Consider the following 24,850-nt stretch of genomic DNA (forward strand, 5'->3'; position numbering starts at 1 on the left):
TTTAAAGTATGGAAAATATGCAACGCTCATCTTTGATTATGTCGGGCATTTTCCATGTATTTTTGCTTGCCTTTATGATTTTTGGTCTTCCTTCTCTTTCTAAAAGAGATATGAAAGAATATAATGCGGTTCCGATTGAGATTGTTGATATTGATCAATTTACAAATATCAAACAAAGATCAAAAATGAAAAAGGACGTGCCGCAAATTGCGCAAGCAATGCCAAAACCAGCAAAAGAATTGCCAAAACCGCCAGCTGAAAAAAAGGCTGAAGAGGCCCCAAAGCCTGAGCCTGTAAAAGAAGATGTTGTGGCAGAAGCAAAAGAAGAGGCGCCAGCAGATCCAAAGGTTGAAAATATCCCTGATCCATTTGCTGAACCAATCAAAAAGGCTGAAGAAGAAAAGCCAAAACCACCAGCACCGGATTTGACAAAAGTCAAAAAGCCAAAGCCAATCAAACGTCCTGTTCCGCCGAAGAAAGATCCTGAGCCTCAGAAGCAAGTTGCATCAGCTGATGAAGATAATCAATTTGATGCCTTGCTTAAGAATATTCAATCGAAAGAGATTATTGAGCAAGTTGTGAAGGTTGATCCAGAAAAGAAAGAAGCGGAGACTGAAGAGGTTGCTGAAGCTGTTGTGAATGCGCCATCGATTTCTGAAAAATTGAGCATTAGCGAGGAAGATGCTTTAAGACGCCAGATTGAAGGTTGTTGGTCTGTGCCAGCCGGTGCGCGCGATGCTGAGAACTTGATTGTTGATATTCGTATTGAGATCAATCCGGATAGAACGGTGAAAAAGGCTGAGATTTTAAACGGGCTCAAAATGGCTGTGGATCCATTCTACAGAGCTGCAGCTGAAAGTGCAAGGCGTGCTGTTTTAAATCCGCGATGCTCACCTTTGCAATTGCCGGAAAATAAATATGAGCAGTGGAAAGTTTTTACAATCTCATTTAACCCGCGCGATATGTTAAAACCAAATTAAGACAATCAATTTAAAATAAGTCAACAAAATGAAATGTCTTGCGGAAATTACTTGAAATTAACCGCTTAAATCGCTAAGACTAATATGATAGATGTGAAAAGGACCTAAACGATGACCATGAACTTCTCTATTTTTTCCAAAAAGTCCTTAGGCTATTTTGGACTATTAATGATTGCTCTTTTTGTGGCACCAGCGACCTCAAAAGCAGAAATGCAAGTTGAAGTGACCAAAGGAATGATGGAAGCAATGCCAATTGCAGTCAGTGATCTTTATGGTGAAAAGAGTGAAGAAAAGTCCATGGGTGAGCGCATCGCAGGTGTTATTACAGATGACTTGCATGGCTCTGGTCTTTTCAAGCTTATTGATCAAAGTTCATTTTTACAATCTCCAGCAGATTTACGCAATCAGCCACGTTTTGATGACTGGCGTATGATTCATGCGCAAGCTCTTTTGACAGGTGAAGTGGTTGCTAAAGCCGATCCTGCAGCTGTTGCGGGGGCCCCAACAACTTATGTTGTTACGTTTAAACTATGGGATATTTTTGCCAATCAACAAATGTCAGCCTTTTCATATGAAATGAGTGAGAAAGACTGGCGTCGTGTGGCTCATAAAATTGCTGACGTTGTTTATAAAAGATTGATTGGTGAAGAAGGCTACTTTGATACGCGTATCGTTTATGTTGCTGAAACACTTTCTGGAAAGACCAAGAAAAAGCGTCTTGCGATTATGGATCAAGATGGGGCCAATAATAAATTTATCACAGATGACCAAAACCTTGTATTAACGCCTCGCTTTTCGCCAAATTCACTGAAGGTGGCTTATATGGGCTATTATAATAAAAAGCCGCGCGTCTATATTCTCGATTTACAAACTGGCTTTAGAGAAGTTTTGGGTGATTTTCCGAATATGACTTTCGCCCCGAGATTCTCACCAGATGGACAAGATGTCATTATGAGTCTTTCAAAAAATGGTGAAGCTGAAGTCTATGAGATGAATTTGAAAACAAAAAAAATCACGCAGCTGACAAATAGTGTTGGGATTAGTACAAGTCCATCCTATTCACCTGATGGGAAAAGAATTGTGTTTGAATCAGATAGAGGCGGCACACAGCAGCTCTATGTTGCGAATCGTGATGGGAGTGATCCAAAGCGTATTTCCTTTGGTGAGGGGCGCTATGCGAATCCAGTTTGGTCTCCGCGTGGTGATTTGATCGCTTTCACAAAGCTTGCTCAGAAGAAATTCCATGTGGGCGTGATCCGACCCGACGGGTCGGGTGAGAGAATATTAGTGCAGGACTTCCACGTAGAAGGTCCAACTTGGGCACCAAATGGCCGGACTCTTCTCTACTTTAAACAAGAGAGAGAGAAAGAAGGCAGACGGACAATCACGAACGGAAGATTATATCAAATTGATCTAACAGGTTATTTTGAGCGTGAAGTGAAAACACCAACAGGTGCGTCTGATCCGGCTTGGTCCACAATATTACCGTAGGATGTTTTATCATCTGCGGTATCACAGATAAATGATAAAATTCAGTTAGGAATAAGGTTTTAAAATGTTAACGATTCAAAAATGGAGTCAGGCTCTCATCAAGATGGGTGTCCTGTTCTCAGTTGCACTTCTATCAATGTGTATAGCAGCTTGCGATGAAAAAGAAGATAGGTCAAATGTACTAGTGGTTGCAACCTCCGCAGATAACCCGCCTTTTGTCTATTTTTCAACAACAGGTCAAAATAAAGAAATTGTTGGTTTTGAGATGGATCTTGTGCAGGAATTAGCAAAGGCCATGGGGAAAAAGCTTGAAGTTCAAGATATCGATTTTTCAAGTATCATCCCAGCCATTCAAGCCAAAAGAGCAGATTTGGGTATTGCTGCTTTTTCTGTGACAGAAGAGCGTTTGAAGAATGTTGATTTCTCTCATCCTTATTATGAGGTTTCAACCGTTCTGATAACGCCTGAAGAGTCAAACTTTATGGCCCAGTCTGATTTTCAGGGTCAAAAGATTGGCGTGTTGCTCGGCTCTTATCAGGAAGCTCAGGCCAAAGAATTGGCAACGCAGAAAGCAGGGCTTACAGTTCAATCAATGAATCGCTATCCTGATTTGTTTCAAGAGCTTCAAAATGGTCGTATTCAAGCCATCTTGATTGAAGAGACAACAGGGAATGCTTTTCTGAAGAACTATGCAGGACATCATTGGAAATTAGAAAAGGCTGACTTGCCTGGATCTCACTATGCGATTGTTTTGCCAAAAGGTTCTAAACTGGCTGTTCCTCTTAATGAAGCTTTGGATAAATTAAAAGCAGATGGAACTGTCGCTGCTTTAAAAAAGAAATGGTTTCAGAAGTAAGGTCAATGAAAGACTAAATATCATCATTGCAAAAAGGGTCGCGACAATTTGGGTATATTGTGACAATCTGATTCTATAAGAGTGATTGTCACCTATGCCTCTGTCTTATTCGTCTTTGTGATGATGCATGAAAATGAATTGAGAAATATAAAATGGTGTTAGATTTTGAACAACTCGTACCGTCCTTACCCTTTTTGTTGGGCGGTGTTCTCGTAACTTTGCAATATGCGGGCCTGTCAATTTGTCTTGGTTTTATTGGCGGTACGTTCCTTGCGATCGCAAAGATTTCCTCCTTTATACCCTTTAGAGCCTTTGCGAAAGCCTATGTGTCTCTGTTTAGGGGAACGCCTTTGCTTGTGCAATTATTGCTTATCTATTTTGGTTTGCCGCATTTGCTCCATATCCAGATCACCCCTTTTGAGGCTGGTATTGCTGCTTTTTCATTGAATTCAGCTGCTTATGTTTGTGAAATCATCAGGTCTGGGATTCAATCAATTGATAAAGGACAGATGGAAGCAGCTTTGAGTTTGGGTGTGCCTCGTTCTGTTGCGATGAGGCAAATTATTTTACCCCAAGCGGTGAAAAATATTTTGCCTGCTTTGGTGAATGAGATGGTCAATTTGCTGAAAGAATCGGCGATTATATCTGTGATTGGAGAAGCTGATTTATTGAGGCGTGCACAAGTGATTGCAGCAGAAAAATATATCTATTTCGAGCCCTATTTGGCTGTGGCATTGATATATTATGTTTTGGTGATGGTCTTAACGCTCTTTGCAAAAATTTTAGAAGACAGGTTGAAACGCAGTGATTAAAGTAAAAAACATTCATAAATCTTTTGGTGCATTACATGTATTAAAGGGTGTATCTATTGACATTCCACAAGGTCAGGTGGTGGCTGTGATTGGCCCATCTGGATCAGGGAAATCAACTTTTTTAAGATGCCTCAATTTCCTTGAAAAACCGGATCAAGGAGATGTGCTCATTGACAAGCAGTCTTTGTCAGATACGAAGGATCGTCAGCTGGAGAAAATAAGATCAAAGACCGGTTTTGTTTTTCAGCATTTTCATCTGTTTCCTCATATGAATTTGAAAGACAATATTACTTATGCGCCATGCAAGGTGATGGGAATGAATCAAAAAGAAGCAGATGCGACAGCAAAGGAGTTGCTCGCTAAAGTCGGTCTATCAGATAAGGCGAAGGCTTTTCCGAACCATTTATCAGGCGGGCAAAAGCAAAGGGCTGCAATTGCACGCTCACTTGCCATGAGCCCAACTTTGATGCTTTTTGATGAGCCAACATCGGCCTTAGATCCGGAAATGGTCAAAGAGGTTTTAGATGTGATTAAAGGACTTGCCCATACGGGTATTACAATGGTGATTGTGACTCATGAAATGGCTTTTGCAAAAGAAGTAGCGGATAGAATTTTATTTATGGATCATGGTAAAATTGTTGAAGATGCAGCTCCCAAGGCATTTTTTGATAATCCTCAAACAAAAAGGGCGCAATCATTTTTAGAAAAAATACTCTAAGAGTGCTTTTTTAAGAAATTCGATATATATTCAATGAAAAAGGTGAATCCTGTAATTAATATTGAAAAATACCTTGAAAAAAACTAGCATGAGAAATAAAAAGAAAATATAATTAGCTCAAAAAGCAGGGGAATAATAAGATGTCGAGTGCAACGGTACCAGTTAAAGAATCTCATAAAACAAGTGCTCATTCGCATGAAAATGAGGATAGGCGTGATTTTTTATACTTAGCAACTGGAGCAATGGCGGCGATTGGGGCTTGTAGTGTTGCGTGGCCATTTATCAATAGCATGAATCCTGCAAAAGACACGCTTGCCGTTTCATCTATTGATGTCGATTTGGGCCCCCTTGCTGAAGGGCAATCTATTACTGTTACTTGGCGCGGAAAGCCTTTGTTTCTACGTCATAGAACGCCGGCAGAGATAACAGCTGCAAATGATACAGATATCAAAACGCTGCGTGATCCACAAACAGATGCGCAAAGAGCACAGAAGCCAAAATATTTAATTATGATTGGGATTTGTACGCACCTTGGTTGTGTGCCTTTAGGTCAAAAACCAACCGATCCAAAAGGTGATTTTGGCGGATGGTTCTGTCCATGCCATGGATCTCACTATGATACAGCGGGTCGTATTCGTAAAGGACCAGCACCACATAATTTATATTTGCCGCCTTATCAATATACGAGTGATACGATGGTTCGTATTGGATAATAGGCGCTAGAAGATAAAGAATTTAATAATAAGAAAAATGCAAGAATGAGGTTAATCAATGGCAAGAGCCCGAAATAAATTCAAAAATCCAGTTATAAAATGGGTTGATGAGCGTTTACCAGTTTTCTCGCTGATGGAGAAAGAATATGGTCAATTCCCAACACCAAAAAATTTCAATTATTTCTGGAATTTTGGTGCCATTGCCATGGTTGTCCTGATTGTGATGATTCTCACAGGCGTGTTTTTAGCCATGCATTATGCAGCAAGTACTTTACTTGCTTTTGATTCTGTTGAGCGTATAACACGTGATGTGAATTATGGTTGGCTCATGCGAAACATTCACATGAATGGAGCCTCGATGTTTTTCATTGCTGTCTATGTCCATATGTTCCGTGGGCTTTATTACGGATCATACAAAGGACCCCGTGAATTGCTTTGGATTTTGGGTGTTGTGATTTTCTTGATGATGATGGCAACTGCATTTATGGGCTATGTTCTGCCTTGGGGGCAAATGAGTTTCTGGGGCGCAACAGTGATTACAAATCTTTTCTCATCTATACCACTTGTTGGTGATAGCATTGTGACTTGGCTTTGGGGTGGCTTCTCTGTTGATAATCCAACATTGAATCGATTCTTTTCTTTGCACTATCTTTTCCCATTCTTGATTGTTGCTGTTGTCTTTTTGCATGTTTGGGCTTTGCATATTACAGGATCGAACAATCCAACGGGGATTGAGCCAAAAACAGAGAAAGATACGATTCCTTTCCACCCTTATTACACAATGAAAGATAGTTTTGGTCTGTTGCTTTTCCTCATCTTGTGGTCAGCATTTATTTTCTTTATGCCTGACAAATTAGGACACCCTGATAACTATATTCCAGCGAATCCACTCGTGACGCCTGCTCATATTGTGCCGGAATGGTATTTCTTGCCTTTCTATGCAATCTTACGTGCGGTCACCATGGATGTGTCTATTTTTGGTATTACTATTATTGATGCAAAATTAGGTGGGGTGATTTTAATGTTTGGTTCGATCATTCTATTGTTCTTTTTACCTTGGCTTGATAGATCACCAGTGAAGAGTGCGCGTTTTAGACCGCTCTACCGGATCTTCTTCTGGATTTTGGTTGTGGCTTGTGTGACCCTTGGTTATGTTGGTGGTAAACCCCCAGAGGCGCCATATGTTCAAATTGGTCAGCTTGCAACGGCTTATTATTTCCTACATTTCTTGGTGATATTGCCGCTGCTTGTCAAGTATGAAAAGCCTTTGCCCTTGCCGAACAGTATTCATGAAGCTGTTTTAAAAAACAAAAAACCATCTGCGGGGGCTTCAGCTTAAGCTGAGGAGATTAGAATGAAACAATTGATTTTACCTTTTGCTAAAACACTGACAACAGCTTTGATGTTAACCTTTGTCTCAAGTGTGTCTTTTGGGTCAACTGAAGGGACTTTAGAGCCTCCAAAACATTATTGGAAACAAGATGGCATTTTTGGCACCTATGACCGTGGTGCGCTTCAGCGAGGTTTTCAGGTCTATAAAGAGGTTTGTGCCACTTGCCATTCAATGAATCACGTGCATTACCGTAATTTGACCGATTTGGGGTATACAGAAGCACAAGTGAAAGCCATTGCTGCACAGTACCAAGTGACGGATGGCCCAAATGATGAAGGCGAAATGTTTGAGCGCCCTGCAATTCCTGCCGATAAATTTGTTGCTCCTTTTAAAAATGAGAAGCAAGCCAGAGCTGCAAACAATGGTGCTTTGCCACCAGATTTGTCACTTATGGTGAAAGCCAGAGAAGGTGGTGCTGACTACCTACATGGTATTTTGGTTGGTTATGCAGAACCACCAGAAGGTGTCACTGTTGCTGATGGTATGCATTATAATGTTTATTTCCCAGGCCATCAGATTGCAATGCCACAAATGCTTATGGATAATAGCGTGAGTTATGCAGATGGGACGCCAGCAACTTTAGAACAAGAATCAAGTGACGTTGTCGCTTTTCTTGCTTGGGCATCTGATCCAAACATGGAAGCGCGTAAACAGATGGGAATCAAGACAATTATATTCTTGGCTATTTTTGCTATCATGATGTATTTTGTGAAAAAGAAAATCTGGAAAGATGTTGAATAGATTTTGAGGATTTGGTCATTCCAAATATCTCGGAGGTCTTGTTCAGTCTTTTGTGTAGATAAAGGACACTGCGCTTTTCTCTTATAGTGTTTTTATCTGGTATTAGAGAAAGAGTCGTTCATGTCTGTTAGCCAGTTTAGCCTGTTAAAAACAAGAAGGTTTTTACCTCTTTTTATTGTTCAGTTTTTGACGGCTTTCAATGACAATGCATTTAAGAACGCTTTTTTGATCTGGTTTACGTATGACCTTGTTCAATATTCTACAATCAGTGCGCCTGTGATGGTGAATATCGCAGCGGCTCTTTTTATTGTACCATTCTTTTTATTTTCATCTATTGCGGGACAACTGGCGGATCGATTTGATAAGGCTATTTTAACGCGCTATTTGAAATACGCAGAAATAATCTTGATGATTTTAGCAGCAGCCTGTTTTTATTTTAAGACGGTGACAGGGCTTTTAATTGTCTTATTCTTTTTGGGTGTGCAGGCCACTCTTTTTGGTCCAATCAAATATAGTCTTTTACCAGAGCAGCTTAAAGATAACGAGCTTATTGCAGGTAATGCCTTTATTGAAGGCGGTACTTTTTTAGCGATTCTGTTGGGGACAATCTTTGGCGGCCTTCTGGTGATGGGCAGTTTTGGGCGTGAGGCGATTGCCATTACGTTGATTTTGTTTGCTACAATTGGTTTGATCACAAGCTATTCAATGCCCCTTGCAAAAAAACGGCAAGTCGTAAAATCGACTCCATTTTCGTGGAATATTGTCACTGGAACAATGCAGATAATTGCTTATTCTCGTGAGACAAAAACGGTTTTTTATTCGATCATAGGCATTTCATGGTTTTGGCTTGTTGGCATTGTTTTTTTAAGTCAGTTTCCGATTTATGTGAAAGATGTGTTGCATGCGGATGAAGTGATTGTGACTCTGTTGCTGACCATTTTTTCTTTAGGGATTGGCATTGGTTCATTGCTTTGTAATCGTTTGCTCGATGGTAAAATTGATGGAAAGATGGTCCCCTATGGCGCGCTTGGGATGACTTTGTTCATCTTTTTGTTTACGCTCGGGAGTCACTTCTATAAGCATACTTACGTAGAGCAGCCAATCTTGATGCTTTTTGATTTTCTAAGATTTGGCTTTCCGGCCTATCTGATTTTATTGGGTCTGATTGGCCTTGCGATCTGTGGAGGGATTTATATTGTTCCTCTTTATGCAATCATGCAGCATCGCTCAAATCAGGCTCATATGGCGCGTGTTGTTGGTGCAAATAATGTTTTCAATGCTCTCTTTATGGTTATAGGAAGCGTTGGAACGGTGGGACTCTATGCACTCAATTTATCAGCTGTTGAAATTTTGTTTCTTGTCGGTCTGTTCAATGTTGGCGTCTTTTTTGTTGTTCAGCATATTGTAAGGCGGGAGAGAAAGCATGCTTAAATCTGTTTTGAAATTGTTCTTTACTGTTTTTTTTCGTATCAAAGTGATAGGCATTGAAAATTATGTCAAAGCAGGTAAGCGTGTCTTGGTTGTTGTGAATCACCTATCTTTTATCGACGCGATTGCCATTGCTTTGTATTTACCTGGCAAGCCCATGTTTGTTGTGAATAGCTTTATTGCGGATCATTGGCTCTTTAAACGCGCTCTTTCTTTTGTGAGATATTTTGCCCTTGATCCGACCAATCCTATGGCTACCAAAGATGTGATTCATGCGCTGCAGCAAGATGAAATCTGTGTGATTTTTCCAGAGGGTAGAATCACAGTGACGGGATCACTCATGAAGATCTATGAAGGACCTGCGATGATTGCTGATAAATCCGGCGCTCAAATATTGCCGATTCGGATTGAAGGAGCGCAATATAGTCCTTTTTCACGATTAAAGGGAAAGGTACGCATTCGTCTTTTCCCGAAGATTACGATTCATATTTTACCGCCCCGTGTTTTGAATGTGGAAAAGGATATGATGGGTCGAGAAAGACGCCATGCTTCAGGCGTGAAACTTTATGATGTGATGAGCGAGATGTATTTTGAGAGCTCTGATTACCAAAAGACACTTTTTCATTCGATCATTGACATGATGTCTATTCATGGTCGAGACCATTATATTATGGAAGATATCTTGCGTCATCCTATCACTTACGGTCAATTTGTTGCGCGTAGTTTTATTCTGGGAAAGGCCTTTGTTCGATTTACTCAGAAAGATGAAATAGTTGGTCTATTGTTACCAAATATGATCAGTTCAGTGATTGCTTTTTTTGGACTTCATGCCTATGGACGCGTTCCTTCCATGTTGAATTTCTCAGTAGGTGCCCACAATCTGACCCTGGCGGTTGAAGTCGCAAAAATCAAAACAGTGGTTACATCAAGGCGTTTTATTGCAACAGGTGAGTTAGAGCCGTTGGTTGAGGCTTTAGAGGCAAAAGGCATTATTATTCAGTATTTAGAAGATCTGCGCGATTCAATTTCTTTATTGGCGCGGATGACAGGCTTTGTGAAGTCATATGTGCCTCTTTTCTTTTACAAAAAGCAGAGACGTCTTGATTCAAAAGATGCAGCCGTTGTTCTTTTTACCTCAGGCTCGGAGGGCGTGCCTAAAGGGGTTGTTCTCTCGCACGAGAATATCCAAGCCAATCGCTTTCAGCTCGCATCGCGCGTTGATTTTGGTCCAACGGATATTGTTTTTAATGCTTTGCCGATCTTCCATTCATTTGGCCTTACGGGCGGAACTCTTCTGCCGCTTCTTGCGGGCATTAAAACATTTTTTTATCCATCCCCTTTGCATTATCGAATTATTCCGGAATTGGTTTATGATCGCAATGCAACGATCATGTTTGGGACCGATACATTTTTGTCAGGCTATGCCAAATATGCGCACCCTTATGATTTTTATTCCATTCGCTATGTTTTTGCCGGCGCTGAAAAGCTGAAGGAGGAGACACGTAAAGTTTGGTCTGAAAAATATGGCGTGCGTATTTTTGAAGGCTATGGCGCAACGGAAACGGCACCTGCTTTGTCAACAAATACACCAATGCATAATAAGCCAACAACAGTGGGCCGGCTTTTGCCATCAATTGACTATCGGATTGAAAAAGTACCAGGCGTTGAGGCAGGAGGGCGTCTCTTTGTAAAAGGCCCAAATGTGATGAAGGGATATTTATTGCATGATGAGCCTGGTGTGATTGTGCCGCCGAAAGATGGATGGTATGACACAGGTGATATTGTTGATTTTGATGAAGAGGGATTTATATCCATTAAAGGCAGAGCAAAGCGTTTTTCAAAAATTGCTGGTGAGATGATTTCACTGACAGCTGTTGAAAAATTTATTGCAGACCTATGGCCCCAATATCAACATGCTGTGGTCGCGGTCCCTGATGAGAAAAAGGGTGAGGCTTTGGTTCTTTTGACAAATTATGTTGGCGTGAATCGCGAAGAGATCAGTCTTTTTGCAAAACAAAATGGGATTACAGAGCTTTCTGTGCCAAGAGTTGTTAAATATCTTGAGAAGATGCCGATTCTGGCGACTGGTAAAGTTGATTATGTCGCCTTGCAGAAATTGGTGTCTCTCTAGGCTTTTTTGGCTACGGCTTCTGCTTGAAAATGAATGAGAGACGGTTAATATTCGTCATTGCGAGCCCTTTAGGGCGTGGCAATCTCATTGTAATTAAGAAAGAAGATTGCCACGTCAGCCTCCGGCTTCCTCGCAATGACGGCTTCTCAATATCTTCTAACGTTTATTATCACTTCCAAGTTTATTCTCTCAAAATTTTTATGTGCCGTCCTTAAGCATCCTCAAGGCCACCTTATGAAATAATCAAAAAACTAAAACTGAAAGTCTCTTGTTGGATACAAGGCTCTCATTTCTTGCCAAAGCTGTTTTATGTCAACTCCAATTTGGTTAAACCCAAGATTAAGGCTTGTCAGCGTCCTGTTCACTTTGAGAGCCTCAGCAAAAGCTTTTGCGCCTTTATCTCCAATTTTGTTGCACCCAAGATCAAGACTTGTCAGCGTCGTGTTCATGGTAAGGGCATAAGCAAGGGCTTTTGCGCCTTTATCTCCAATTTGGTTAAACCCAAGATGAAGACTTGTAAGCGTCTCGTTCATATCAAGAGCCTTTGCAAGAGCTTTTGCACCTTTATCTCCAATTTCGTTAGCATTAAGATGAAAGCTTGTTAATGTTTCGTTCTCTTTGAGGGCATCAGCAAATACTCTTGCATCTTCGTCTCTCATTTGAGCAGATACAATTTCAAAGCTTGTCAGTGTCTTGTTTATTTTAAGAGCGTCAGCAAACAATATTGCGCCTTCGTGCCCAATATTATTCATTACAAGTTCAAATCTTTTCAGGGTCTCGTTTTCTTTCAGAGCCTCAGCTAGGGTTCGTGCCCCTTCAGCTTTAACTTCGTTAAGTCCAAGATAAAGGCTTGTCAGCGTTCGGTTCTCTTTGAGGGCATCAGCAAGCACCTGTGCGCCTTCATCTCCAACTGAATTGTCTTCAAGCTCAAGATTTGTGAGCGTTTTATTCACTTTAAGAAAACCTGCAAGTACTTCTGTGCCCGTAGTATTCATTTTATAAAAGATTTTGATCTGCGTGATAAAAGTCTGCTTTTGGAACATGACAGAAAGCTCTTCTTGATTTTGGATCTCGAAGAGATACCAGAGCCCGAACATTTCGTAGAGGGTGATATCTTTAGAATGAGCCACTGTTTTTGAAAGAAAATCTTCCAATTTCATGAATGGCATTCTATTTTCTGCCACTTTTTGAATGATTGGTTTCATGTAAGAATTGAAGATGTCAGCATCAAAGACAGCCTCTGTCGAACAGAGCATTTTGATTTCTTGAAAAAGAGGGAGAAAAGCATCAAATGTCTGAGCTTCTCTCAGTTTTTGCTCTATTGTTGGTTGAAGGAGCCTCATCTTGATATCCAATGTCAATAGAGTGTTTTGAATGGTTCCCACTCTTTCAGCAAGTGGTAACTTATTGAACTCACCCAATTGATATGTAAAAGCAATGTCAGATAATTTAGGGATTTGCTTTCCTACGACTGCTTGAATTGAGTGTGTCCTTTGCTCTTGGAGTCCAGCGGTTGAACTGAGTTCTTTTAGTGGATTTAAATGTGTCATGTCTGTATCTTTCAAGTTATAAGAGGTCTATAAAATATATTTTGCAAAGAATGCACCAACTCAATTGTATTTGCAATCAATATTGAAACAATTTTGCAGAATAGATTCATAAACCTGCTGTGAATAGAATTCGCCAGATCAGTTACTTCTTCACAGCAGGTTTAAATCTCTTATCCAGAAATTGTGAGGCCTTGACGATGCCTTCATATGAAATGCCGTGGTCTAATTGAGGGCAGCTGAGTGTTTCAGTTGGAATGCCAAGGCCAGTTAAGCTATCCTTGGCTTTTGAGAGTTCACTGAAAGGCACAACGGAATCATCTTGCCCATGAATCAGGAGCGTTGGTGTTTTAGAGATGATTTCTGAGCCGAATTCAGGCCTATGGAGGAATGAACCGGAAAATCCAACGATGCCGCCAAGCGGCTCTTTGCGACGAAGTGCTGTGTGCAAGGCCATCATGGTGCCCTGAGAAAAGCCAACAAGAATAAGATCGTTGCTTTTGAGATCGTAGGTTTCAAGCATTTCATCAATGTACTTATCGAGGACAGGCGCTGCAATCTGAGCCCCTTGAAACATATTCTCAAAGTCTCTTTTTTGGAGTGAAAACCACTGGCGGCCAAAAGGAGCGAGTTCAAAAGGAAAAGGCGCATCTGGTGAAGCAAAAAGACAATCTTTCCAGAACGCATGCTCTTTGAAAGATTCTGAAAGGGAAATGAGATCCTGACCATCAGCGCCGTAACCGTGCAGGAAAATGACCATATGCCGGATATCACTTGATTGAGGTTCAAGGATAGGGCCATCTAATGTTGGCAGTGCTTTTACATTTTGCATTTGGATAGGAGACATAAAACACCTCTGATTGTCTAGAATTCAAGTGCGTAATGGACTTGAATTTGCTTCTCACGAGAATGCGCTTTATTGTCAGAAAAATCAAGATTGAAAAACAAACCTCCTATTTTTTCAAAGGCGAGATCAGCTTCATAATGCATGTTCACAAATTGATTCTGAGATTGATTTTTAAAGGAGGCACGGCTGCGATCAAACTGATAGGCATGTTGACTTTCTGCAGTGCTGTGCGTGAGGCCTAATTTTAGATGATGGCTCAAAAAACCAAGGTGTGTTTTTTGAGATGGTAAGAAAAACTGTCCGCCAAGACTGTATGCTTCTTTCTTGTAGCTTTGATTTTTTTCAGTAAGAGATGAACAGGATCCACTATTCAAGCGATCATGATGATGAGATGAAAACTCAACAAGAGGGCCATAAAGAAAATGTCCATTTGTCATCAGTGATCCCATTTCAATAAAGATATTTTGACTCTGTCCCCGATGCGAGCTTGAATCCTTGCCGTAAGATTGCCTGCCGAGGCTGAGTCCCCAATCAAGATAATGTGTGGTTTTGGCCTTTGATAGATAATCGATAGATCCCGAGATGCCGACTTCTTGATGGGACAGAGAGGTTGAAGATGAGAGATTTGAATCCGCAATATGCGTAAAGGCACCGATGGAAAATGTATTATTCAATTGATAGTTCAGATGAACCCGGTGCGCATCAAGCGATTTGGATCCTTTGTGTTTTTCACGCTCTTGAAAGGAGAGGGGTTTTTCAAGGGCTGTTGATTGCGCGCTGATCAAGAGAGTATTTTGCGTTGAATCATTCTGATTTAACTGTGCATAAATTGATTTTTGAGTCACCGAAGGAGATTGCCTGCGCAGTCCTTTTCCATCAAGACTTCGAGAGAGCCGCTTTTGCTGAATGGGTGATAGAACAAGGCTTTTTGTTTGCGCTTCAAGTTGATCCATCAGAGGAAGAAACGTATCGTTTTTACTCAATTTTTTAGCTTCTTCAAAAGCTTTTTGAGAAAGATAATAATGAACGGCCGCTGATGGATGGACATCATCTGCATAAAACCAAGCGCCATCAATTTTGCCATCTTGACGATTGAGAGCATCCGTTGTGTTTGAAAAGCCATAGTGCTCAGGATCAGCGAGCATCGCCTCAATGCTTGAAAAAATATCCACAATTTCAATGCCTTGTTCGGGGCCTAAATTTTCTCTGAGTGTTGCAACGGAAGCCGAGAGCGCCTGATTATGGCTGACAGAAAATTGTCTCATGATTCGCTTGAGATTATCGACTTCTTTTTGTGTTAAGTTTGGGAAGAGTTCTGAGATTCTTTTGATAATGGGTGTTTTTGAAAAATCAGGTAAGTTGGCAATTAAGAGAGAATCTGCGCCCGCATTTAAAAGTGTTTCCATACCTTGTGATATGTTTTGAACAGATTCTGTTACGTGAGAGCGAAATTTAGAGGCGAAGTCTTGAATCGCCTCAGGACTTTTTGATGTTGCCATGAGTTGATAAAATCGAGGATTTTGGAAGAGGCTTAGATAATCATTTGCGCCTGCATATAAAAGGATGAGATCTGTTGATTTAGGATCATGCTCATTGGTAAAGAGTCCAATTTGTTGAGTCAGCATTGGTACTGGAGATTTTAAAAGGGCACCAAAACTTGCATGAGGTCCTGTGAGAGCGCCACCAAAAGCATAATTGAGAACTTGTTCATTTGACATATTGAGGGAGCTTTTCAAATGATCAATATAGATAGGTCCATTGGTAAAGCGCCCGCTCCATCTTTTGTCTTGATCAACGGGCTTCACATTTCCTGTATCGGAGAGGGAGTCTCCAAAGACGATCATTCTGTCAAAACCAGCCATTGCATTGTGTGATGTCATGGCGATGATAAGGGCGAAAAAAAACACCAGATAGAATCTTACATAGACCATCTTTCTCTCCTTAATCGTAGAATCAGGAATCAACTCTAAGGCTATTGTCCTTTTGCAGGATTTGCTGTTGTGTTTTCAGCAGAAGCAGGTTTTGTGTCAGCTGGTGTTGTCTTTGCTGCCGCTGGAGAACTTGTTGCAACGCCTTTGATTTCGCCTGTCTTTACGGTTTTATCTTTAATCACAACTTTACCATTGCCGCTTTCAAAAGTGATTGAACCTGTGATATCTGTTTTGCCTTTTAGCTCAACAATTTGCTGTTTTGTGGCATCAGTACTTTTTTTGATCAGAATCGATTCTGCTTTACAATTGCTCAGTTCCATTTTTTCAACTTCAGCAATGATTGCTTTGAAGGTTGAATCTTCAGCGTCAAATTCACCTGAAGCTGTCACGGTGTCACCAAAAGTTGATTTTTTAATCTTTGTGTTGCCGTTTATGGTCGTTTGTTTTGTAATTGAGACTGATTCAAGTTCAGTGTCGCCATTGCTTGTAAAAGAGCCAGTAAAACTTGACTTTTCAACTTCTGTTTTACCGTTAAAGGTTCCATCTTGTAATTCTGAGTCTTTAATATCTGCATCACCCATAGATGTGAGTGATTGTGCCAGTTTGCTTTTGTCAATTTTCAAGCGACCCATAGAAGTGACAGCCTCTTGAAATGTTTGATTTTTAAGCTCAGCATCGCCCATAAATTGAGCAGGGCCTGCATAGCTTGCTAAAGGGCTAAAGGCAATGAGTGAAACACTGAGAAGAAGAGATTTAGAAAAAGACATAGAAGAACTCCTTTATTGATTTTATTTGTTATTTGGTATTCTCTTTTTACGAAATGTTCACCCTGAATGCAATTTTATTTTTTTCGTTTTGCGGGGGTGGGTTTTTTTGTTCGGCGACCTGTGAGAATATTGATTGTCTCGACCGCAAGCGAGAAGCCCATCGCAAAATAGAGATAGGCTTTTGGAATCTTAAGGCTGAAGGCATCAATCACAAGTAAGAATCCAATCATCAAAACAAAGGCAATGGCTAGAATTTTTAAGGTCGGGTACTTATCAATAAAGTGAGCAATTGAGCTTGATGCAAAAACCATGAAAAACATGGCAACCGTCATTGCAACAATAATGATGCCGATATTATTGGTAAGACCAATCGCCGTTGCGACAGAATCAAATGAAAAGACAAGATCAATGATAATGATTTGAAATATTGTGCTCATCATACCACCCTTGAATTTTCTGAGGTCTTGATCGTGCTGTTTTGTGATTTCTTCATGAAGGCTTGTCGTTGCTTTGCTAATGAGGAAAAGACCACCAGCTAACATTAACAAATCGCGGGCTGAGAAATGCATATCCAAAACTGAAAAAAGAGGCGCTTGATGTTCCATCACCCACCCAATGCCCATGAGCATGATGATACGCATAATCAAAGCAAGAGACAGACCAATAAGGCGGGCTTTTCGGCGATCTTCTGCGGGCAAATGCTGAATGACAAGGGCAATAAAAATAATATTATCAATCCCTAAAACAATTTCAAGGAAGCTGAGGGTTAAAAAACTTGCCCATATATTGGCGTCAAATAAAAAATCCATCTGTCATTCCTCGTTTTGTTAAATCAACCCTTGCCTCAGTCCCATTTTTCTGGCAGATTTAGTTTGCCCTATTTTTATTAGGTGGGGAAGAGAAGAATATTTAACAAAACTTTACTTTTTGATTCGATTTTTGGTTGAGAAAATAATGCATCTGTCAATGAAAAAAATTGCACGCTTACGAAAAAAAAGAGATGACGATACCACGATATGTAGTATATCATTTTAAGAATGATCACAATATATAGTGTCTATAGAGATGAAAAGAAGAAATTGAGGGAATGATGGCAGACGAGACAATGACAGGGATGTTTGATATTGCACAAACAAAAAAAGGCGCAAGACTAAGGAAAGATCCGTCACGTGATGCACTTTTAACAGAATTCGGAAAAGCAACGCTGATTGATCGTTATTTAATGCCGGGTGAGTCTTTTCAGGATTTGTTTGCTCGTGTTGCGCTTGCTTATGCTGACAATAGTGAACATGCTCAGCGTCTTTATGACTATATTAGTCGTTTTTGGTTTATGCCGGCAACGCCAGTCCTCAGTAATGGGGGAACAGAGCGTGGTTTGCCAATCTCATGCTTTTTGAATGAAGCAGACGATAGCTTGAAAGGCATTGTTGATTTATGGAATGAGAATGTTTGGCTTGCCTCACTTGGTGGCGGTATCGGCAGCTATTGGGGGAATTTACGCTCAATTGGTGAAACAGTCAGAGGCAATGGAAAGACATCTGGTATTATTCCTTTCATTCGCGTGATGGATAGTTTGACTTTGGCAATTAGCCAAGGGAGTTTGCGCCGTGGATCGGCTGCTTGCTATTTACCAGTGTGGCATCCTGAAATTGAAGAATTTGTTGAGATGAGGCGTCCAACAGGGGGCGATCCAAATCGAAAAGCATTGAATCTGCACCATGGTATTGTTCTTTCAGATGCCTTTATGAGAGCTGTTGAAAATGATGAAGAATGGGCGCTCTTGAGTCCGAAAGATCATTCTGTGATTCGTAAAATCAGTGCACGTGATTTGTGGATTCGTATATTAACAGCGCGTGTTGAGACAGGCGAGCCTTACATGCTCTTTATTGATCATGTGAATCGTGCAATACCAGAGCATCACAAGATAGCTGGTCTGAATGTGAAAATGTCAAACTTGTGCAGTGAAATTACATTGCCAACGGGTATTGATCCCTATGGGAAAAAGAGAACAGCTGTTTGCTGTTTATCATCACTCAATTTAGAAACATTCGAAGAATGGAAAGACCATCCAACTTTCATTGAAGATACAATGCGTTTCTTAGATAATGTTTTATCAGACTTCATTAAAAAAGCACCTGATGCCATGTCTGCAGCGAAATATGCAGCTGAGCGTGAGAGATCTGTTGGATTGGGCGTGATGGGTTTCCACTCATTTTTACAATCCAAAAATATCCCTTTTGAATCTGCGATGGCAAAAGCTTGGAATAACCGAATTTTTGCTCACATTCGTAAGCAAGCCAATGATGCATCGCAGCTTTTAGCAGAAGAAAAAGGTGCTTGTCCAGATGCTGCTCAATATGGATATGATGAAAGATTCTCAAATAAAATCGCGATTGCGCCAACGGCATCAATCTCAATTATTTGTGGCGGAACATCACCAGGAATCGAGCCAAATGCAGCAAATGCCTTTACGCATAAAACTTTGTCAGGATCGTTCCCTGTCCGTAATAAGTATTTGAAAAAATTACTGGCCGAGAAGGGTGAGGATAATGAAGACACATGGTCTTCAATCACAACAACTGGTGGATCTGTTCAACATTTAGATTTTCTGTCTGATGATGAAAAGTCTGTCTTTAAGACCGCCTTTGAGCTTGATCAAAGATGGCTGATTGATTTGGCTGCGGATCGGACGCCGCATATTTGTCAGGCACAGTCATTGAATCTTTTCATGCCTGCAAATATTCATAAAAGAGATTTGCACCAGATTCATATGATGGCCTGGAAAAGAGGTGTAAAGTCTCTCTATTATGTGAGATCTCAATCCATTCAACGTGCTGAATCAAAAAGCTCTAGTAATCTAGGGAAAGCTCAGCAAGAGGCGCCGAAAGTGGAATTGAAAGATTACGAAGAGTGCCTTGCTTGTCAATAAGGCGAAAGCGATTATTTTAACATACAATTAAATGAACTGAGGAGATATTGATGTCAGCCCCAAAAAATGAAGATCAGATTGAAGTTGGATCAGGCGCTTGCCGCTTAATGACCCCGAATCCTGTTTATAAGCCATTTTATTACCCATGGGCTTATGAGGCTTGGATGATGCAGCAACGAATTCATTGGCTTCCTGAAGAAGTGCCTTTGGCAGACGATGTAAAAGATTGGCAAAAAAATCTAACACCGATTGAGAAAAATCTTCTGACTCAGATTTTCCGTTTCTTTACACAAGCTGACGTTGAAGTCAATAACTGCTATATGAAGCATTATTCAAAAGTCTTTATGCCAACAGAGATTCAAATGATGCTCGCCGCTTTTTCAAATATGGAAACAATCCACGTTGCTGCTTATTCTCATTTGCTTGATACAGTGGGAATGCCTGAAATTGAGTATTCTTCTTTCTTGAAATACAAGGAAATGAAAGACAAGTATGATTATATGCATGAATTTTCTGTAGAAAATCCACACGAAATTGCAAAAACACTCGCTGTTTTTGGTGCTTTTACAGAAGGTCTTCAACTTTTTGCATCATTTGCGATTTTGATGAACTTCCCACGTTTTAATAAAATGAAGGGGATGGGGCAAATTGTGACATGGTCTGTGCGTGATGAAACATTACACACCCACTCTATCATTCGCCTTTTCAAGACATTTGTGTATGAGAATCCAGATATTTGGACGCCCAAATTACAAGATGATTTGTATACAGCTTGCCGTACGATTATTGAACATGAAGATGCCTTTATTGATTTGGCATTTGAATTTGGTGAAGTTCAAGGGTTGAATGCACAAGAAGTAAAAGATTATATTCGTTACATTGCGGATCGTCGCTTGGATCAGTTGGGTCTTGAGCCAATCTATGGTGCTAAGAAAAATCCTTTGCCATGGATGGATGAAATGCTCAATGGTATCGAGCATGCGAACTTCTTTGAAAATAGAGCAACAGAATATACGAAAGCTGCAACCCAAGGGTCTTGGGAAGATGCTTTTGCTGTTCTCGTTCAGTAATATCAAATACCATTTTAAAATGACGGCACCGCCATCTTACAGGATGGCGGTTGTTTTTTGACTTAATTATTCTGCAATCATTTCTGTGCTATTTTTGTTTCATAATGCGTTGTCCTAGAGTGATGAAGGGAAAAGCCAATGACACAAAATAATGATATTCAAAAACGTTTAGATTTTTTGGGCATTAATGACGGTGTGCGGAGTACATTAAGAGAATTTAAGCCAATTGCAGCCAGGGCATTGGGTCCGATTTTAGATGGTTTTTATGCTCATATTAGTGGATGGTCTGATTTAGCAAAAATGTTTGGTAGTCAAGACCGTATAAATTATGCAAAACAAAAGCAGATTGACCATTGGATGAATATTCTGAATGGGACTTTTGATGACTCATACGTTGAATCTGTTACAAAAATCGGGATGACCCATAATCGTTTGGGACTTGAACCAAGATGGTATATTGGGGGCTATAATTTTATCGGCATAGGTCTGATTGCTGAGGCTGTGAAATATTATCAAAAGGGGTGGAGCCATAAAAAAGCGCAAGAAAACATTATTCGGACCGCTGATGCGATTAATAAAGCGCTTATGCTTGATATGGATTTTGCAATTTCAGTTTACCTAGAAGCGCAGGCAGATGATCGAAAAAATTTATTGAATCAACTTGGGTCAGAATTTGAAGGATCGGTCAAAAAAGTTGTTGATAATGTCATTAGTTCTGCAACATCCGTTCAGAATCATTCAGAGGTGATGGTGAGAAACACTGATCTTGTAAATCAACAATCATCAACAGCGGCAGCTGCATCAACACAAGCTTCTTCAAATGTTCAAACCGTCTCAGCGGCAGCAGAAGAACTGTCAGCATCAATTCAGGAAATCTCACGTCAAGTGCAGCAATCGAACCAAATGACAAAGAATGCAAGTGATGTTGCGCGTCAGACAAATGAGACAGTGTCTGGTCTTGTTGAAGCTGCTCAGAAAATTGGTGAAGTTGTTGGGATTATTAATGACATTGCAGATCAAACAAATCTCCTTGCACTGAATGCAACGATTGAAGCTGCACGTGCAGGTGAGGCAGGTAAAGGATTCGCAGTTGTTGCGAATGAAGTGAAGTCACTTGCCAATCAAACGGCAAAATCAACAGATGAAATTAATGAGCAGATTTTAAACATCCAAAAAGTGTCTGAGGAAGCCGCTGTTCAAATTCGGAATATTGCAGATACGATTGCTCAGATTAGCGAAATTTCAGGCAGTATTGCAGCTTCAGTTGAAGAGCAAAGTTCTGCAACAGGTGAGATTGCTCGCAATGTTCAGCAAGCATCACAGGGTACATCTGAGGTTTCACAAAGTGTTGAAAGCATGAATCGTGCGACACATGAAACAGAACAAGGGGCACGTGAGTTGGTTAATTCCTCAAAAGAACTCCTCTCACAAGCTGATGAGTTAAATCAGGATGTTGATGCTTTCTTGAATAAAATTCGGACAGCTGCTTAGTGTAAGCATCGGTTCTACCTTAAAAGTCAGCACCTGGGTGTTGACTTTTTTGTTTGGCCTGTGGGATGATGGTGGACTGTTTTCTCAGAAAAGAAAGTGTGACGATGGCTAAAAAAAGAGTTGATGTTTTATTGGTTGAAAAAGCCCTTGTGCCAAGCAGACAAATGGCTCAGTCATTGATCATGGCTCAGAAAATATTTGTTGGAGATCAGGTTGTTCTAAAGTCTGGTCAAACTTTCCCTGAAGAAACAGACTTTATCGTAAAAGGGAAAGAACATCCCTGGGTCTCACGCGGCGGTATGAAGCTTGAGTCAGGGCTATCTCATTTCAAGATTGACCCATCACATCGAATTGCGGTCGATATTGGCGCCTCAACCGGTGGTTTTACAGATGTTTTGTTACATCATGGGGCGAAATCTGTCTATGTAGTGGATGTTGGCCATAATCAACTTGCTTTTAAATTACGTCAAGATCCACGCGTGATTGTTCTTGAAAAAACAAATGCACGCTACTTAAGCGCTGAGCAGATCCCGGGGCTTTTTACGCTGATTGTGTGTGATGCAAGTTTTATTAGTTTGACAAAGGTTTTGCCTGCCATTATGGATATGGCGCCCCTTAATTGTGATATGATCGCTCTCATTAAGCCCCAGTTCGAGGCAGCGCGCGATCAGATTGGAAAAAAGGGTGTGGTGCGTGATCCGCTCGTTCACAAAGAGGTCTGTGATCGAATTGCAGCGTGGCTCGCGGAGTCTGGTTGGGAAGTGCTCGGTTTAAAAGAGAGCCCAATAACAGGTCCTGAGGGAAATGTGGAGTTTTTGATTTGGGCACAAAAAAAGGAGCAGATGCGTCATGAGTGATTGGGAAGATCAAGGCATATTACTCAATGTGAAGCCACACGGCGAATCATCAGCCATCTTATCGATTCTCACAAAAGAAAAAGGGCGCCATCCTGGTTATGTCAAAGGCGCTTTATCCAAGAAAGACAAGGGTCTCTATCAGCCAGGGAATTTGGTTGATGTTTTCTGGCAGGGAAGACTTGAGGAGCAATTGGGATTTTTCCGCGTTGAGATGATTACCAATTACGGCGTGAAATATTACGATGAGCCTTTAAAATTGATGGCGCTTAATTCTGTCTGCGCGCTTGCGCATTCTTGCCTGTCAGAGCGTTTTCCATTCCCGCAGATTTATGAAGGGCTTAAGGCCTTCTTGCTTTTGATGGAAACAGAAGATTTTTGGCCAGCTCTTTACGTTCATTTTGAAAAGAGTTTGCTCCATGCGCTTGGATTTGGTTTGGACTTAGAAAGGTGCACGGTTTGTCAGCGTGAGGATGATTTGATTTATGTGAGCCCCAAAACAGCACGTGCTGTTTGTAGAGCTGATGGTGAGCCTTATAAAGAAAAGCTATTGCTTCTGCCGCCCTTTTTGCAAAAAGGAGGGGCCTATCATGAAGAGGATTTGATAGATGGTTTAAGGCTGACGGGTTATTTTTTAGGAGAGCATATCTTTACGCATCTCTATAGTGGCGAGCCATTTGCGCGTAGTCAATTTGTGCAGATGTGTCATACTAAGCAATAGGCATTAAATAGCACATTTAAAGCGGTGATTAGAAGTATCAGTTGCAGTATTGACAAGTCGTCACTCAGAGCCCTCCTTAGGAGGGCGTGGAGTCTCTTGGCGTTAACAAATGGGTGCATCTTTTTGAGACTTTGCAGAGATTCCACGCCACCTCTTATGGAGGTGGCTCTGAATGACGGATTCTAATGTTACGATGCTTTTAATGCGAGAAAATTTTATAGAAAGTGAATGAATTTGATATGAAAAAAACCCCAGATCATAAATCTGGGGTTTTCCTAAATAGTGTTTATTACGCTGTTACAACTTTTTTCTTACGACCACCGTTTTTGCCGAGACCGAGGTCGCGTGCATAACGTGAACGAACTTCAGCGTAGTTTGGTGCAACCATTGGGTAGTTCGGTGGAAGATTCCAACGACGACGATACTCTTCTGGGCTCATGTTGTAAGCTGAACGCAGGTGACGCTTAAGCATTTTAAGTTGTTTGCCGTCTTCAAGGCAAATGATGTAGTCTGGTGTTACTGATTTTGCAATCGGAACTGCAGGCTGTTTGCCTTCAGGTGCAACGTGCGAACCTGAACGAATTGCTTTCAAGCTTTGGAAAACAATGTTTACGATCTCAGGAATGCTCTCAGGAGAAACCTGGTGGTTTGCAACATATGCGCTAACAATATCAGATGTAATTAATAAAATATCTGAAAAATCACGATTTTGGTTATCTGTCATTCTCGAACTCCTTTTAAATTCCTTAAACGAATGGTTTTAATCAATACAGAGTAAAATAACTTTGCATGCCGTAAATATATTAACATTTTATATATATGTCAAGTATTTTTTTTAATAAATAATTAACTTTTCACCAGTTCTATCAGTGATCAAAAATGATTTAATCTCTTGGCGGATGGATCAAATTGATGTAAGCTATCTTGAAGTTTTAAAAAGGTTTATTATTGATGGGTGATCAAGCAGAAATACGTCAGATTTTAGTTGCAAATGACCATGCTGGTGTTGAGTTTAAGGCTCAATTACGCAGCTCTTCTTCATTAAAAGATGTCACCTTTGTTGATCTTGGGGTTTTTGAAACCACTTCTGTTGATTATCCCGATGTTGCTGTCACTTTAGCTGAAAAAATGAAAAATGTACCCAATGCATTAGGCCTTTTGATTTGCGGATCGGGCATTGGCGTTTCAATGGCTGCGAATCGTTTTTCACATATGAGGGCTGCTTTGTGTCATGACGTGACCACAGCAAGGCTTGCAAGACAGCATAATGATGCAAATGTTCTTGTGATGGGCGCCAGAACAACAGGGATTCAAACAGCTATTGACATGATCTTGGCTTTTATGTCCGCGTCTTTTGAAGGTGGGCGTCATCAGGGGCGCGTTGATAAATTAAATCATTTAACGAATAAATAGAGGGAGATTATTATGAG

22 protein-coding genes are annotated in these 24,850 nt (G+C 40.6%); 16 read left to right on the plus strand and 6 right to left on the minus strand.

Features of this window, described 5'->3' with window-relative positions; all coding sequences use genetic code 11:
• Positions 1-8: 8 nt before the first annotated feature.
• From KBF71_00130 to KBF71_00175, 10 genes are all read left to right on the plus strand, one after another.
• A complete protein-coding gene (locus KBF71_00130) occupies positions 9-980 on the plus strand; it encodes a cell envelope integrity protein TolA (protein MBP9876726.1) in 972 nt (323 codons plus the stop codon).
• A gap of 117 nt (positions 981-1,097) precedes the next feature.
• The gene (tolB, locus tag KBF71_00135; GenBank protein ID MBP9876727.1) at positions 1,098-2,471 is read left to right on the plus strand and encodes a Tol-Pal system protein TolB; all 1,374 of its coding nucleotides are present in this window, start codon (positions 1,098-1,100) and stop codon (positions 2,469-2,471) included.
• Between the two features lie 64 nt (positions 2,472-2,535).
• A complete protein-coding gene (locus KBF71_00140) occupies positions 2,536-3,327 on the plus strand; it encodes a transporter substrate-binding domain-containing protein (GenBank protein MBP9876728.1) in 792 nt (263 codons plus the stop codon).
• Between the two features lie 152 nt (positions 3,328-3,479).
• Positions 3,480-4,139 carry an amino acid ABC transporter permease gene (locus KBF71_00145; protein MBP9876729.1) on the plus strand — a complete coding sequence of 220 codons (660 nt, stop codon included), beginning with the start codon at positions 3,480-3,482 and terminating at the stop codon, positions 4,137-4,139.
• Positions 4,132-4,857: an amino acid ABC transporter ATP-binding protein gene (locus KBF71_00150; GenBank protein ID MBP9876730.1), complete on the plus strand. Its 726-nt coding sequence runs from the start codon at positions 4,132-4,134 to the stop codon at positions 4,855-4,857. Before KBF71_00145 ends, KBF71_00150 begins: the two co-directional genes overlap by 8 nt.
• A 140-nt stretch (positions 4,858-4,997) precedes the next feature.
• The gene (gene petA / locus KBF71_00155) at positions 4,998-5,570 is read left to right on the plus strand and encodes a ubiquinol-cytochrome c reductase iron-sulfur subunit (protein MBP9876731.1); all 573 of its coding nucleotides are present in this window, start codon (positions 4,998-5,000) and stop codon (positions 5,568-5,570) included.
• A 58-nt stretch (positions 5,571-5,628) separates the two neighbouring features.
• A complete protein-coding gene (locus KBF71_00160) occupies positions 5,629-6,909 on the plus strand; it encodes a cytochrome b/b6 (protein MBP9876732.1) in 1,281 nt (426 codons plus the stop codon).
• Positions 6,910-6,924: 15 nt separating this feature from the next.
• Positions 6,925-7,704, plus strand: coding sequence for a cytochrome c1 (locus KBF71_00165; GenBank protein MBP9876733.1), 780 nt, complete (start codon positions 6,925-6,927; stop codon positions 7,702-7,704).
• A 120-nt stretch (positions 7,705-7,824) separates the two neighbouring features.
• The gene (locus tag KBF71_00170; GenBank protein MBP9876734.1) at positions 7,825-9,135 is read left to right on the plus strand and encodes an MFS transporter; all 1,311 of its coding nucleotides are present in this window, start codon (positions 7,825-7,827) and stop codon (positions 9,133-9,135) included.
• Complete coding sequence (locus KBF71_00175) at positions 9,128-11,263, plus strand: AMP-binding protein (protein MBP9876735.1); 2,136 nt, start codon at positions 9,128-9,130, stop codon at positions 11,261-11,263. The genes KBF71_00170 and KBF71_00175 overlap by 8 nt, the downstream gene beginning before the upstream one ends.
• 251 nt (positions 11,264-11,514) lie before the next feature.
• Here the strand turns inward: KBF71_00175 and KBF71_00180 are convergent, their stop codons facing one another.
• The 5 genes from KBF71_00180 to KBF71_00200 form a co-directional block, all read right to left on the minus strand.
• The gene (locus tag KBF71_00180; GenBank protein MBP9876736.1) at positions 11,515-12,813 is read right to left on the minus strand and encodes a hypothetical protein; all 1,299 of its coding nucleotides are present in this window, start codon (positions 12,811-12,813) and stop codon (positions 11,515-11,517) included.
• Positions 12,814-12,955: 142 nt separating this feature from the next.
• The gene (locus KBF71_00185) at positions 12,956-13,642 is read right to left on the minus strand and encodes a prolyl oligopeptidase family serine peptidase (GenBank protein ID MBP9876737.1); all 687 of its coding nucleotides are present in this window, start codon (positions 13,640-13,642) and stop codon (positions 12,956-12,958) included.
• A gap of 32 nt (positions 13,643-13,674) precedes the next feature.
• Complete coding sequence (locus tag KBF71_00190) at positions 13,675-15,588, minus strand: SGNH/GDSL hydrolase family protein (GenBank protein ID MBP9876738.1); 1,914 nt, start codon at positions 15,586-15,588, stop codon at positions 13,675-13,677.
• 41 nt (positions 15,589-15,629) lie between these two features.
• On the minus strand, positions 15,630-16,355 hold the full coding sequence (locus tag KBF71_00195; GenBank protein ID MBP9876739.1) for a hypothetical protein: 726 nt from the start codon (positions 16,353-16,355) through the stop codon (positions 15,630-15,632).
• A 74-nt stretch (positions 16,356-16,429) separates the two neighbouring features.
• Positions 16,430-17,164, minus strand: coding sequence for a TerC family protein (locus tag KBF71_00200; GenBank protein ID MBP9876740.1), 735 nt, complete (start codon positions 17,162-17,164; stop codon positions 16,430-16,432).
• Positions 17,165-17,469: 305 nt separating this feature from the next.
• Between KBF71_00200 and KBF71_00205 the strand changes: the two genes are divergently transcribed.
• From KBF71_00205 to recO, 5 genes are all read left to right on the plus strand, one after another.
• Positions 17,470-19,284 (plus strand): ribonucleoside-diphosphate reductase subunit alpha, encoded by a 1,815-nt coding sequence (locus tag KBF71_00205; protein ID MBP9876741.1) that lies wholly within the window; start codon positions 17,470-17,472, stop codon positions 19,282-19,284.
• A gap of 50 nt (positions 19,285-19,334) precedes the next feature.
• Positions 19,335-20,354 carry a ribonucleotide-diphosphate reductase subunit beta gene (locus KBF71_00210; protein ID MBP9876742.1) on the plus strand — a complete coding sequence of 340 codons (1,020 nt, stop codon included), beginning with the start codon at positions 19,335-19,337 and terminating at the stop codon, positions 20,352-20,354.
• Positions 20,355-20,492: 138 nt separating this feature from the next.
• A complete protein-coding gene (locus KBF71_00215; protein ID MBP9876743.1) occupies positions 20,493-21,845 on the plus strand; it encodes a globin-coupled sensor protein in 1,353 nt (450 codons plus the stop codon).
• Between the two features lie 104 nt (positions 21,846-21,949).
• Positions 21,950-22,702 (plus strand): TlyA family RNA methyltransferase, encoded by a 753-nt coding sequence (locus tag KBF71_00220; GenBank protein ID MBP9876744.1) that lies wholly within the window; start codon positions 21,950-21,952, stop codon positions 22,700-22,702.
• A complete protein-coding gene (gene recO / locus KBF71_00225; protein MBP9876745.1) occupies positions 22,695-23,420 on the plus strand; it encodes a DNA repair protein RecO in 726 nt (241 codons plus the stop codon). The genes KBF71_00220 and recO overlap by 8 nt, the downstream gene beginning before the upstream one ends.
• Positions 23,421-23,709: 289 nt before the next feature.
• Here recO and KBF71_00230 read toward each other — a convergent pair whose 3' ends face one another.
• Complete coding sequence (locus KBF71_00230) at positions 23,710-24,144, minus strand: MucR family transcriptional regulator (protein ID MBP9876746.1); 435 nt, start codon at positions 24,142-24,144, stop codon at positions 23,710-23,712.
• 227 nt (positions 24,145-24,371) lie between these two features.
• Between KBF71_00230 and rpiB the strand changes: the two genes are divergently transcribed.
• A complete protein-coding gene (rpiB, locus tag KBF71_00235) occupies positions 24,372-24,833 on the plus strand; it encodes a ribose 5-phosphate isomerase B (protein MBP9876747.1) in 462 nt (153 codons plus the stop codon).
• Positions 24,834-24,850: the final 17 nt, after the last annotated feature.

It is taken from the genome of Alphaproteobacteria bacterium (assembly GCA_018063245.1).
Classification (GTDB): domain Bacteria; phylum Pseudomonadota; class Alphaproteobacteria; order JAGPBS01; family JAGPBS01; genus JAGPBS01.